Source organism: Pacificimonas aurantium (genome assembly GCF_020092905.1).
Lineage (GTDB): Bacteria > Pseudomonadota > Alphaproteobacteria > Sphingomonadales > Sphingomonadaceae > Pacificimonas > Pacificimonas aurantium.
The window spans coordinates 434,543-446,939 of the sequence record NZ_JAGSGB010000001.1; the positions used below are offsets into that span (position 1 = coordinate 434,543).

Here is a 12,397-nt window from a genome sequence, read left to right on the forward strand (position 1 = left end):
TCGCCTGACAGGCCACCCCAGCTTAGCCCTCCAAGGCCGCGCGCACGACAGAAATCACTTCGTCCTGTTCGGCGTCGGTCATGTCGCTGGAAGACGGCAGGCAGAGACCGTTGGCGAACAGGCTCTCGTCGAAGCCGCGTCCGACATAGCGGCTACCCTCGAACAGCGGCTGCATATGCATCGGCTTCCACAGCGGACGAGACTCGATTTCATGATCGAGCAAGGCAAGCCGGATGTCCTCGCGGCTGACGCCGGCCTCGGCGGGGTCGATCTGCATGGCGGTGAGCCAGCGGGTGGCCTTCGACCAGGACGGTTCGGGCATAAAGGCAATGCCCGGCATACCGCCCAGCGCCGCCTCGTAAGTCGCGAAGATCTCCCGCCGGCGCGCAGCCCGCGCGTCGAGCACTTCCAACTGGCCAAGCCCGATCGCCGCGGGGATATTCCCCATGCGGTAATTGAAGCCGTAGACCGAATGCTCATAGTGCGGTGCCGGGTCGCGCGCCTGGGTCGACAGGAAGCGCGCTCTGTCGATGAAGTGCCGATCCCTCGAGACGAGCATGCCGCCGCCGCCGGTGGTGATGATCTTGTTGCCGTTGAAAGACAGGATGGACATCGTTCCCCCCGTCCCGGCCTTCCGCCCTCGACCGAACTCGGCGCCGGCCGATTCCGCACTGTCGACGATCAACGGAACGCCGTACTCGGCCGCCAGCGCCTCCAACCGGTCCAAATGGCAGCTCTGACCATACAGGTCGGTAGGCACAATCGCTGCCGGAAGGTCGCCGGTCTTCGCGGCGGCCTTCAATTCGGCCTCGACGAGGTCCGGACAGAGGGTCCAGCTTCCTGGGTCGAGGTCGAAGAAAACCGGCTCCGCGCGCTCATAGAGAATGGGGAAACAGCCCCCCGCGAACGTCATGGAGGAGACCCAGACCTTCGCTCCGGGCGAGAGATCGAGCATATGCAGCGCGAGATGCAGGGCGGCGGACCCGCTGGAAAGCCCCAGGCAGTCAACGCCTTCGCCCAGATACTCTGCGAACCGCTCCTCGAACTCCTGGAGCTGCGGCCCGAGAGGCGCGATGAAGTTGCTATCGAACGCAGCATCCACATAGCTACGTTCAGCACCGCCCATATGCGGCCGCGAGAGCCAGATACGCATCAGGCAGGGAGGTCCTTTCCGTAGCCGAGCCGCTCGAGCGGTTCCTTCATGATAGCCATCAACTGATTGGCCTGCGCGCCGAGCGAGCGCCGCCCCCTGCCCACGGACCGGCGCGACACAGCCGCGGTCGCTTCCGAGATTGCCCGGCGATCAGTATGCTCGCCAAGGAAATCGAGGATTTTCGAGACGGCCGCATCCGGATCCTCGACGAGCGATTCGTAGCGGATGCGGACCAGCTTCTCGGGCGGCATCTCGGCAAAAGCATCAGCGCTGCGCTCAACGCACTTCGACCATTGGTGGGCGCACAGTTCGTCGAGCGTGGCGGCGGCGGCCAGCCGGTCCATTCCCTTGAAGCGCGGCCCCCAAGAAGACAGGTGCTGCGAGCGGCCCAGCAACATAGACACACGCGTGGCGATGAAGCGGTAAGCGTAAACGGGGAGGTCGCGCAGCGGAGTATTGCGTGCCTTCGCCCAATAATATGGCAGGCTCTCCACCTCCATTTCGCCGCGCCAGCGCTTCTGCGCCGACGCCACCACATCGACGCCGTCGCGGTAGATGAAGACATATCTGGCTTCGGGCAGAACGGCGTCCACGAACGGCACGCGAAGCGAATTGGCGCAGGTTTTCTCGACCAGATAGCGGGGCCGACCCAGGCGGCGCCAAGCCTTCCGGAATTGCTCGCGGATGAAATTCCTGACTGCCGGGCGGGCCTCGGTCGGCCCGAATTCATCATGCGCAACGGACAGGTTCCCATGCCGCCAAATGGGATTGATCTCGTCGCAGTCCCACGTGGCGAAGCCATCGAGACGGCACAGTGTGTCCCGGAGGATGTTCGTTCCCGAACGGCCCGCCCCGATAATGATCAGCGGGACGAAGGAAAACGCGTCCGCATTCTCAGCGGCCACGACGCAGCCTCACCGGCTTCGGCATGGCGACGAGACACAGGGCAAAGGCAAACGTCACCGACCCGATCGGCGTCCTCACGGGATATTCGAGAAGGGATGCGAGCAGCCAGACGAGGCTGAGAACGAGGCCGATGCGAAGCGTCGTAGGAGACCCGCTCGCCAAGCTGCCCGCGGCGCGCTTCAGCCACCAATAGGCCCCGGCGACGAGAACAATGACCGCACCCAGACCAGCCTCGAACAGAAACTCGAGAAGGTCGTTATGAGCCCGGTTTACATAGCTGTCGCGCAAAAGGTTCGTGGGTTCGAACATTCGGTAGACATCCTCGAACGCCCCAAGACCACCGCCCCACGGAAAAAGGCTTTTCACCATGTCCCAGACAACCGGGAGCAGGGAGAACCGGAAGTCGTCGATGGACGATTGTTCGAAAAGCCGGTCGAAAGCGGCCGTCTGCGCGCCAAAGACCAGCAGCAATCCAACAAACAGGGCGGCGCCGAGGACGATCAGCGGACTGGCAAGTGCCCCCATCCACCCCCTCTCCGCGCGGTCGAACCGCACGATGAACGGCGTCAGGAAAATCGCTCCCGCACCGAGAAAGAGACCCATGCGTGAGCCGCCCGCAACGATCATCAGCAGGAAAAGCACTGCCAGGAGAAGGAACATCGCCGACTGCGCGAGCGGTCGGCGGAGGCGGCGATGTTCGGCAAACAACGCAGCGAGAAAAACAAAACCGCTCGCCAAGAGAACGCTATTGTGATTCCTGCTGGCGAAGATGCCCGTGGGGTCGCCCGTGTTACTGGGACCGTAGAGGAAAAACGGGCTGCTACGCGAGCCCAGCAGCTGCATCAGCGACAGGAACGCGCTTGCGGCGACAAGGGCGGCAAGCAGTTCGAAGATCCGATGGAGCCGGTCGCGCGTGAGGCGAGAGAACAGCAGGATCGCGGTCAGCGGTACTGTAAGAGCATAGACCGCATTCCAAGTCCTCGCCGGGGAGAGGCTGATGGGGCGCCAGATCTCGTCGAGACCGAGCAGCTCGAGGCCCGGCATCAATCTGTCGCGTAGCGGCAGCGCTGCCCAGAGACCTGGCGGAAGCGGGATCAACTGGATCAGCCCGATGGCGAGAAGTCCTGCGAAAATCCCGAGCGGAACGACGTAGGGAGAGATGAAGGTCCTGTTCGTGCGGTAAATCGCCAAGCCGAGAGCAATCACGGCCGCCGGACGCAGGATCGCTAGCGTTATCGCGTCATCGCGAGAGGTCCCCCCCAGAAAGAAGACCAGGATGAGAAACCCGGCGAACAGGTAGAAGGAGACATTCGGAGAAGTCCGAAAATGATCGAGCGCAGCGGACAGCTTCCGGGCCATCAGTCCATCACCGGCTGAACATCGAGACCGGACACACGGGCGACAAGGGTCTCGCCCGGCTCGATCGAAGGAACAAGAATCCGCGCAAGTGCATATTCGCACTCGCCGCCGAGGTCGAACTCCGCCTGCGCGCGAAGCTCTCGGTCATCGCTGTCTGCAGGTTCGAGATCGCCAATCTGACGCATCGGTTCCATGCAGGTAAGGCTGAGATAGGGCAGCGGGGCGCTCGAGGTCGTCGCCCTTTCGAGCGAATAGCTGGCCGCCACGCGGGCGGCTCCGTCGGGGATCATGACCAGACGGCGCGCGACCGGACCGCCGGTGCCCGGGACGGCATCGATGGTAAACTCGCCGTTCGAGCCGGGAAACACAGCCTTCGTGCCGTCGGTCTGATAAGCCCACTCGAACGGGGCGATGGGCGCATCCGGATCTTCGCGCTTCACCTGCTGAAGCGCTGTGCCAATCTCGACGGCAAGCGGTATTCTCTCTTCCGCGACGAGGCGGTTGATAAGCGTGAGCACTGGCCCCTGAAATACCGTAACGTCACGCTGCTCTGCAGCGCCCAGAAGACTCGCCACACCCGGCCAAGCCTCAGGAACCTGAGGGAGCACCCGCCAGAAGGTCGACGCCCATTCGGGGTCCTTGGCTAACAAATCGGCGACAAGTTCTGCCGAGGCAGGGTCGGAGAGACTTTCCGCAAGCAGTGGCAGTAGCATCGCACGGCTTGTACCGGAGGTGCGCAGCGCAAGCCGAAGCTCCTCGACGAATTGGCGGATTTCTCCCGCTTCGCCCGACTGCCTGACCGTATACAGCCGAGCGCCCAAGTCTCTTTTGGAAATGGCGAGGGTTTGTCTCATCAGAAGATCCGCGTCCTCGTCACGGTCCTCGCGCTGCGCGACCCATGCCAACGTTCGATAAGCCCGATATTCGGCTGCGTCCGACACCAGCGCCCTTCGCGCCAGCTGTTCGACATCCTCTTTGAGGGCCGGGTTTTCCAACATAGGAACGGCGAGGTCCTGCGCGCGCTTCGCGAGCGCCTCCGGATCGTCCGGGGAGAATAAAATTCCCTCAGCGGGATTGTTATGCGCCAAGATGTTTCCCGCCGCGTTTCGAAAGGCGAAGACCGCCAGGACAATCGTAAGGGCAGCCCCCAAAACGGCAGGCCACCAACGCCGCAACTCACTCACAATCGATCAAACCGCTTCCGCTTCAGCGCGATCGCTTTTGCCATATTCGTGCCCATAGCCGTAACCGTAGCCGTAGCCATAGCCGTAACCATAGGATGACATTTCGCTGTCGAAGCTTGTCAGAAGAGCGCCGAGTACACGCACATTGGCCGCGCGCAGTCGTTCAAGCGCATGCCGCACACCGCTCAGCCGGGTCTGGTTGTGCGCGACCGAGAACACAACCCCGTCGACCGCGCGCGCGATCAGCGGCGCGTCCGCCAGTCCAAGCAGCGGCGGACTGTCAATGATGACGTGATCGAACCGGGTTTTCAGCTCGGCAACCGTATCGGCGAACCTTGAGCCGGCCAGCAGTTCGCCGGAATTGGGGGGCATGGGCCCCGCCACCAGCGCCTGCAACCCGGGAAGGTGGGTAGGCTTGAGAAGGACATCGAGCGCCGCCTGCCCAACGAGAGCATTCGAAAGCCCGGCATCATTCTCGAGGTCGAGCAGCTTGTTTACCGAAGGCGACCTCATATCGCCGTCGACCAGCACCACCTTCTTCCCGGCCCTGGCGAGAAGTTCGGCCGTGGCGAGGGCGGACATACTTTTGCCTTCCGCCTCCTTGGCACTGGTAAACATCAGAGAGCCCGGCATTCCCTCAGCAGAGCTGAACGACAATGACGTTCGCACCGAAAGATAAGCTTCGTAGATTCGCGACCGCTTGTCGCGAAGATCTTCCAGAAGTTCGGTGCGCTCGACTTTGGGGATAGCGCCGAGGATCGGCAATCCGAAGGCACGGCGCAGGTCTTCCGGGTGCTTGACGCGCTCGTCGAGCTGTTCGAGCGCCAACACGGTCGCAGCGGCGGCAAGCGCCCCCAGCGCGAGCGAGAGCAGAAGGTTGAGCGCGAGGTTCGGACTTGAGGGCTCCGAAGGGGGCAGAGCCCGGTCGATGATCGCAATGTTGTTCTGGCCGACGCCGGCGACACCGATTTCCTTGAAGCGCTGAAGCAGGCCGTCATAGAGTTGCCGATTGGTATCGACTTCCCGCTGCAGAACGTTGAACTGGATCGTGTCGCGCTGCTGGTCGATCAGACCTTCTTTCAGGCCAGCCACCTCGGCCTCGAGAGCCTGCTCCTGACTGAGCGCTTCACGATACTCCGTCTGCAGATTGCCTTGGATGCGCGCCTCTTCCTCAGCAATGCTCTCGTCCAGTTCTTGGATCTGCGCGGCCAAGGACCTGGCGGCGGGATAACCGGGTTCGAACTGCGCCATCAGCTTGGCATATTCCGCCGCGGCCTGGGCACGCACCTCGCGCAGGCGGCCGATCGTGGTGCTCGTGATCGACTCGCGTGAGACCCCGCCCCCCTGCAAACGGCTCTCTGCCATAAGTCGCCGCGCACGCGCTTCCACCAAGGCGCGGTTCAGCGTCTCGAGATCGCTCGTCGCCAGAGTTCGCTCGGTACGGGTGTTCCCGTCGGCGCCTTCGGTCTGCTGCAGGCTGACGATTTCGTTTTCGGCGGCATAGCTGACGAGACGCCGCTCGCTGTCCTCAAGCCTCTGCCTCAGGTCCTCCAGCCGCCTGCTGAGAAACCGGCGCGCGTCGACGCTCGTCGACGCCCTGCGCTCCAGGCTCAGCGCGATGAATTCTTCCACCCACTGGTTGGCAAGCCGTGCGGAGAGGACCGGGTCGGGCGTTTCGAAAGCGACGTCCACAAGGCTCGATCCGCGCAGGGGGCGGACCGAAACCTCATCGAGAAGCGTCCTGACCGCCAGCTTGAACCGCGCATTCTGCCCGACAAGCTCCAACTCTTCGCCGGGATCTTCGGACAGACGGTCGTCGAAAGAGAACGCCGCCCCGAATTCCGGATCGGCTGCAAGGTTCAGGCTTCTCGCGACGCGCTCCGCCACAGTGCGCGCTTCTAGAAGGGCATATTGGGTCTGGTAGAATTCCAGCTCATCGGCCGTGTCGTCCTCGATAGACTCCACATTCGCGAAGTTCTGCGCGCTGCGACTGATCTCGACCCGGGTCACACCGGTATATTGAGGTGTCGCCAGAGCCGTCGCGATCATCCCCAGCACCAGGGCTGCGAGCAGGATCGCCAAGATAAGCCATTTGCGGCGCAGGACGACCGCCCAGACCTGCAGAACGATCGGAGGACGCCGGTCCGCATCCTCGCGCGTTTCGAAGAAGGAGGTCTCTGAGGCGTCGCTGGCAAGACTGGACATGGCTTACCTCAGCAGCAGGATAAGAGGTGTGGTGATGAGCGGGGATATGGAAATCAGGTCCGAGAAAGCCGCCCGTGCGAAGGAATCGCCCACCATGACGATGTCGTTGGCGTAGATTTCCGGGTCGGGATAGTTGCCGCGGCGCACGGCTTCCAGGTCATACAGGCCCGCATAACGCTGCCCGCCGACCGTGCGGAATATGATCACGTCATCGAGGTCGGAGTCCTCCGTCGTCCCGCCGGCAGTCGCCACGGCGCGCAGCAGCGTCATTTTCCCGACGACGGGATAGACGCCCGGCGAATCCACTTCGCCGCCCACGGTGACCACCTGGCTGACCGTCTCTTCGAGATTCACCGTCACCTGCGGGTCGCGCACATAACTATCGCGCAAACGCTCTTCGAGTTCGGCGGCAAGCTGGGCAGACGTCAGCCCCGCAGCCTCGACAACCCCCGCAAGCGGAAAGGAAATCTGGCCGCTGGCATCGATCTGGACTGTCCGGTTGCTGAGCTCCTCGATGCCGAACACTCCGATCGTCAGTTCGTCGAACGGCCCGAGCAGATAGGGGCGGTTCGCCGCAACGAGATCACCCTCTTCAGGAGGGGCCAGTTCGGTCTGGCCGACATAGACAACATCCGGTGAAAGGCCCACTTCCTTCGGACCCGAGCAGGCGGAAATCAGCAGGGCCGTACCGGCAACGATCAGCGGTATAACGCGCATCGACTGGACACATCCTTACGTTTCCGAAGTCCCCCTATTTGCCCGTTACCGGGGCAATTCAGGATGGTAAACCCAAACTGTCCGCGCGCGGGCGGGCGCCCTCCGCGATCAGCGGTCTGTCGAAACCGGGAACGAGGCGCACGAGCGTGGCAAGAGCGAAGCTCTCGTCTCCCGAACGAATTGCCGCATCCAGCCCGCTCAGCTCCTGCTGTAGCTGCGCCCAGGGAAGGAAGAACTCGTTCCCCTGAGAGATCGAGGGATGGTGGGTGCGCTGGGCATCCGCATCGATCAGAAGCTCCTCATAAAGCTTCTCTCCGGGGCGGAGGCCGACTTCGCGGATCTCTATGTCTCCGTCCGGATTCTGCTCGTTGCGAACCGTAAGTCCCGACAGTGTCACCATCAGTTCGGCAAGGTCGCCGATCCGCACCGGCTTACCCATGTCGAGCAGATAGACCTCGCCGCTGTCTGCCATGGCGCCCGCCTGGATGACGAGCTGCGCCGCCTCCGGAATCGTCATGAAATAGCGTGTTACGTCCCGGTGAGTGAGAGTGACGGGCCCCCCCTCGGCGATCTGGCGCTCAAAGAGCGGAACGACCGAGCCGGACGACCCGAGCACATTGCCGAACCGCACCATGGCAAAGCGCGTACCGCCCGGCTCGCTTGCCATCGCCTGCAGCACGAGTTCGCAGACCCGCTTGCTGGCGCCCATCACATTCGTGGGCCGCACCGCCTTGTCGGTGCTCACGAGAATGAAGCGCTCTACACCCGCCTCCTTGGCGAGCCGCGCGCAGTTCAATGTCCCAAAGACGTTGTTTCTGACCCCCGCGAGCATATTCTCCTCGACCAAGGGAACATGCTTGTATGCGGCGGCGTGAAAGACCGTATCGGGTTTCGTCTCCTCATAAAGGCGGCGGATATCGCTCTCGCTGACCACGTTGACGAGGCGCGGAACGATCTCGAACTCTCCGCCGAATTCACCCGCTTCGCGCATCTCGCGCAGCTCACTCTCGATGTTGTAGAGCGCGAATTCGGAGATTTCGGCAAGCACGAGCTTCGCGGGCCGCAACTGAGCCGCCTGGCGGCAGAGTTCGCTGCCGATGGAACCGCCTGCGCCGGTGATGAGCACAGTCTTCTCCAGGATCGTGCGCGCGAGCAGCACCTCGTTCGGCGGCACCGGGTCCCGGCCGAGCAAGTCGTCGATAGAGACGGTGCGCAGCTTTTCGACATCGACCGTGCCGTCGACGATATCGCGCACGTTCGGCAGGATTCGCACTTCGACCCGGTAGGGCTCAAGCGATTCGATGATCGCCTTCCGCCGCGTCCGGCTGACGGACGGAATCGCGATCAGAACGCTGTCGATCCCCAGCGTCTCGATCGCCTCCCTCAAGCGGCTGGCATGGTAGATCGGCACGCCTTCCAGCGTCTGCCTGTCCAGGCGGACATCGTCGTCGAAAAACGCGTAGAGCCGCATGGACGGTTCGTGACGCATCGACGCGGCAAGCTGCTGACCGGCGGTTCCGGCACCGTAGATCGCCACACTTTGCCGCCGACCGCTGAAATTCTGCTGGTTCAGGAGGTCGACGAGCACATAGCGCGCCAGAATGCGCGAAAGACCAAGGAGGCCGACGAAGAGGATCGGCTGAAGAACGCCGACCGTGCGCGGGACCGTGGGCACGGAAACCACCAGGAAGAGGACGACCATGGGGACCGCATAGGACAGCCCGGCCGTCATCAGCCGGGTCATCGTGCCCGGCCCGGCAAACCGGAACAACGTGCGGTAGATGTCGCTGACCCGGAAAATCGGCAGCCAGAAGAACAAGGCGGCGACGACGGTGAGAGCGAAGGGACGCAGGTCGAAACTGACGGTACTGAGGCGCAGCCAGTAGGCCAGCCAGCAAGCGAGCACACAGAGTAGCCCGTCATGCGCCATGACAAACAGGCGCTTGCGAGAGCGGCTCCAGCCAAGAACTTGTTCGGAAGCCGAAATGAGCCGGGCAAACATAGCCGTAGAGAGGTCTACCCTCACATCGCCCAGCATCGCTCGATCCCTTTTCCCGTCATGCCGCCGGACACGTCCAACCATGGTTGAGCGAACGAGGCGGAAGAAGCTCTCCGGCACATTTACCAAGCGCCGAGAATCTTATGCCGAATGAAAATGAAGCGGTGATGAATAATTACCGCAACGTCAACCTTCTTAACGATTGTAAGGTGGGCAGTGGAGGCCTTGGGGAGAGGTGGTAAATACTTCCGCGCCATCGGTTGTAATTCCGATAGAGTGTTCAAACTGCGCCGACAATTGTCGGTCGCGCGTGACCGCAGTCCAGCCATCGGAGAGGATTTTCACATCGTGCCTCCCGAGATTTATCATAGGTTCGATTGTGAAGAACATTCCCGGCCGCAGCTCCGGACCCTGGCCCGGGCGCCCGGCATGGACGATGCTGGGCTCCGAGTGGAATACCCGCCCGAGACCATGACCGCAGAAGTCGCGCACGACAGAGCAGCGCTCACCCTCGGCAAAGGTCTGGATCGCATGGCCGATGTCGCCCACGGTGGCGCCCGGCTTGGCGACGGCGATACCCCGCATCAGACATTCGTATGTTATGTCGATCAGCCGTTCTGCGCGCTTCGATACGGGCCCGACGGGGAACATCCGGCTCGTATCGCCATGCCAGCCGTCGAGAACCACCGTAATGTCGATGTTGGCGATGTCGCCCTTTTGCAGCTTCTTCGGGCCCGGAATGCCGTGACAGACGACATGGTTCACACTGATGCAGCTGGAGTGGGAATAGCCGCGGTAGAAGATCGTCGCCGGAACCGCCCCGCGCGCTTTCACGAAATCATAGATCATGTCGTCCAGGTCGCGGGTGACCGCGCCGGGCACGACATGAGGGGCGATCATGTCGAGAGCTTCGGCGGCGAGCCGGCCGGCGCGGCGCATGCCCTCGAACGCGGCAGGCCCGTAAAGCCGGATGCCGTCTTCGCTAAGTTCCATGTCATCGACCAGCTGGTCCATCAGCTCTTTCCCTTGAACGCTTCCTTGCAGCGACGCGCGGCGCTAAGGCCGCCCCATGCCAACCGAAGACAATATATGGACCGCAGGCCTGATCGTCATCGGTGACGAGATCCTTTCCGGGCGAACACAGGACGCGAACACGGCCTATCTCGCCAAGTGGCTGAACGTGGAGGGCATCGCCCTCGCAGGCGTCGAGATCGTCCCGGACGACATGGATCGCATCGTCGGCGCGGTCAACCGCGCCCGCGACGCCTATGACTATGTCTTCACGACGGGGGGCATCGGCCCGACCCATGACGACATTACCGTAGACGCCGTCGCCAGAGCGCTTGACCGGCGCGTCGTGATACATCCCGAGGCCGAGCGGACGCTGCGCAGCTACTATGGCAACGACATCACCGAAGCGCGCCTGCGCATGGCGAGGGTACCGGAGGGCGCGGAGCTGATGCCCAACCCGGTTTCGGGTGCGCCGGGCATTCGTATCGACGGGCGGCTGTTCCTGATGGCAGGCGTGCCCAAGATCACGCAGGGAATGCTGGCGGGACTCCAAGGACAGCTGGAAGGCGGTCAGCCCGTCGTCGACAGGACGGTCGGCGCCTGGACGGGGGAGACGGCGGTTGCCGATGTGCTGGTTGCGGTCGAGCGCGAAAAGCCGGGTATCCAGATCGGCTCCTATCCGTTCTGGCGCGAAGGCAAGGTCGGGTCCAACTTCGTCATACGCGGACGCGATCAGGCTGCCGTCGACGACGCCGCCGACCGCCTGATGACTGCCCTGCGAGAAGGGGGCACCGAGCCGGTCGACGGAGCAATCTGAACCCCTGCTATCGTTTCAGGCGAGCGATGATGTCATCGTCCCTGATCGTCCGGTAGCGGGCCATGATGAGGCTGAAGACGCCGAACAGAAGCAGGCCGACAGCCACCACGGTAAACAGCCAGCCAGTCCCCTGAAGCGTGTTCAGTGCCTGGCCGATCCCGCCCACGGCTTCGGGATTGCCGTTGAGCATGGCCTGGACGATGGTCCAGCCGATCACGACGAAGACGACGGCACGGGCTGCGAAGCCGGCCCGCCCCACGGGTTCCGCAAAGCCGGGCACGTCGGGATCTAGACGGTACATGAACTTGGCCGTGATGGCTTTTTTCGCTTGTGCAACGGCAGCAAGCAAAAAACCGAGCCCGATGATCCAGAGCAGTATCTCCCCGCCGGGAAAGTCCGTGACGAAGCCCGCGGCTTCACCCGTTCCACTGCCGCCCGATCCGCCGGGACTGGAACTGGAAAAGACGCCGCGCAGGGCGATGAACCCCAGAAAGAGATGCGCAACTCCGCTGGCGGCGTGCCCGATTCGCTTGCCGGCCGCCTTCGCACCGGTTCCCGGCGCGTCGATGCCGATCATCGCGCCATAGAGACGGTATACCCCGTAGCCGAGCAGGCCGATGCCGACGAGTGCGAGAAGCACGTTGCCCAGCGGCGCGTCCTTGATCGCACCCAGGACGTCGGTCGTCCCCTGCGAGCCGAGGGCCGTCAGCGCAAAATAGCCGAGGAGTATGTAGACCACGCCCCGGGCCAGAAACCCGATCCGGGCGAAAGTCTGTAATCTTGTTATGCGTTCCATGCCTGCCGCGTCCTCCCGTTACGTCCGTCCACAGCAAGAGCGAACCTCGGCATCCTCGGTTCCGAATTTCCTGTCGCAAGTTGCGTACACAACGCTATGTCCGCGGCACATCCGACCCGCATGGGCCCGCGTGGCGGAATTGGTAGACGCAAGGGACTTAAAATCCCTCGGGAGGTTCTCCCATGCCGGTTCGATCCCGGCCGCGGGCACCAGACTCCTCGACCATCAGCTCATTGTCCCGCCAGCGGCC

General features: G+C 62.9%; 10 protein-coding genes and 1 tRNA gene. 2 read left to right on the forward strand and 9 right to left on the reverse strand.

Features of this window, described 5'->3' with window-relative positions:
- Positions 1-22: 22 nt before the first annotated feature.
- From KCN53_RS02170 to map, 8 genes are all read right to left on the reverse strand, one after another.
- A complete protein-coding gene (locus tag KCN53_RS02170) occupies positions 23-1,153 on the reverse strand; it encodes a DegT/DnrJ/EryC1/StrS family aminotransferase (protein WP_088711651.1) in 1,131 nt (376 codons plus the stop codon).
- On the reverse strand, positions 1,153-2,058 hold the full coding sequence (locus KCN53_RS02175; protein ID WP_088711650.1) for a sulfotransferase family protein: 906 nt from the start codon (positions 2,056-2,058) through the stop codon (positions 1,153-1,155). Before KCN53_RS02175 ends, KCN53_RS02170 begins: the two co-directional genes overlap by 1 nt.
- Positions 2,048-3,418 carry an O-antigen ligase family protein gene (locus tag KCN53_RS02180; protein ID WP_088711649.1) on the reverse strand — a complete coding sequence of 457 codons (1,371 nt, stop codon included), beginning with the start codon at positions 3,416-3,418 and terminating at the stop codon, positions 2,048-2,050. The genes KCN53_RS02175 and KCN53_RS02180 overlap by 11 nt, the downstream gene beginning before the upstream one ends.
- Entirely contained in the window at positions 3,418-4,506 is a 1,089-nt protein-coding gene (locus tag KCN53_RS02185; protein WP_143712183.1) for a hypothetical protein, read from the reverse strand. Before KCN53_RS02185 ends, KCN53_RS02180 begins: the two co-directional genes overlap by 1 nt.
- 102 nt (positions 4,507-4,608) lie before the next feature.
- Positions 4,609-6,807, reverse strand: coding sequence for a GumC family protein (locus KCN53_RS02190; protein WP_088711647.1), 2,199 nt, complete (start codon positions 6,805-6,807; stop codon positions 4,609-4,611).
- Between the two features lie 3 nt (positions 6,808-6,810).
- Entirely contained in the window at positions 6,811-7,524 is a 714-nt protein-coding gene (locus tag KCN53_RS02195; protein ID WP_143712182.1) for a polysaccharide biosynthesis/export family protein, read from the reverse strand.
- Positions 7,525-7,582: 58 nt separating this feature from the next.
- Entirely contained in the window at positions 7,583-9,562 is a 1,980-nt protein-coding gene (locus KCN53_RS02200) for a polysaccharide biosynthesis protein (protein WP_172406179.1), read from the reverse strand.
- A gap of 156 nt (positions 9,563-9,718) precedes the next feature.
- Positions 9,719-10,537 (reverse strand): type I methionyl aminopeptidase, encoded by an 819-nt coding sequence (gene map / locus KCN53_RS02205; protein ID WP_088711645.1) that lies wholly within the window; start codon positions 10,535-10,537, stop codon positions 9,719-9,721.
- A gap of 55 nt (positions 10,538-10,592) precedes the next feature.
- Between map and KCN53_RS02210 the strand changes: the two genes are divergently transcribed.
- On the forward strand, positions 10,593-11,351 hold the full coding sequence (locus KCN53_RS02210; protein WP_088711644.1) for a competence/damage-inducible protein A: 759 nt from the start codon (positions 10,593-10,595) through the stop codon (positions 11,349-11,351).
- A gap of 7 nt (positions 11,352-11,358) precedes the next feature.
- On the opposite strand, the gene KCN53_RS02215 is transcribed toward KCN53_RS02210, so the two are convergent.
- Positions 11,359-12,147, reverse strand: a complete 789-nt coding sequence (locus tag KCN53_RS02215) for a DUF1206 domain-containing protein (protein WP_088711643.1) — start codon at positions 12,145-12,147, stop codon at positions 11,359-11,361.
- A gap of 124 nt (positions 12,148-12,271) precedes the next feature.
- Here KCN53_RS02215 and KCN53_RS02220 point away from each other — a divergent pair.
- Positions 12,272-12,359 (forward strand) — tRNA-Leu (locus KCN53_RS02220).
- Positions 12,360-12,397 lie beyond the last annotated feature (38 nt).

Coding starts and splice junctions, on each gene's coding strand:
- map (WP_088711645.1), bottom strand. CDS start 10,537: ATGGACCAGCTGGTCGATGACATGGAACTTAGCGAAGACGGCATCCGG.
- KCN53_RS02200 (WP_172406179.1), bottom strand. CDS start 9,562: ATGCTGGGCGATGTGAGGGTAGACCTCTCTACGGCTATGTTTGCCCGG.
- KCN53_RS02215 (WP_088711643.1), bottom strand. CDS start 12,147: ATGGAACGCATAACAAGATTACAGACTTTCGCCCGGATCGGGTTTCTG.
- KCN53_RS02210 (WP_088711644.1), top strand. CDS start 10,593: ATGCCAACCGAAGACAATATATGGACCGCAGGCCTGATCGTCATCGGT.
- KCN53_RS02180 (WP_088711649.1), bottom strand. CDS start 3,418: ATGGCCCGGAAGCTGTCCGCTGCGCTCGATCATTTTCGGACTTCTCCG.
- KCN53_RS02170 (WP_088711651.1), bottom strand. CDS start 1,153: ATGCGTATCTGGCTCTCGCGGCCGCATATGGGCGGTGCTGAACGTAGC.
- KCN53_RS02190 (WP_088711647.1), bottom strand. CDS start 6,807: ATGTCCAGTCTTGCCAGCGACGCCTCAGAGACCTCCTTCTTCGAAACG.
- KCN53_RS02195 (WP_143712182.1), bottom strand. CDS start 7,524: ATGCGCGTTATACCGCTGATCGTTGCCGGTACGGCCCTGCTGATTTCC.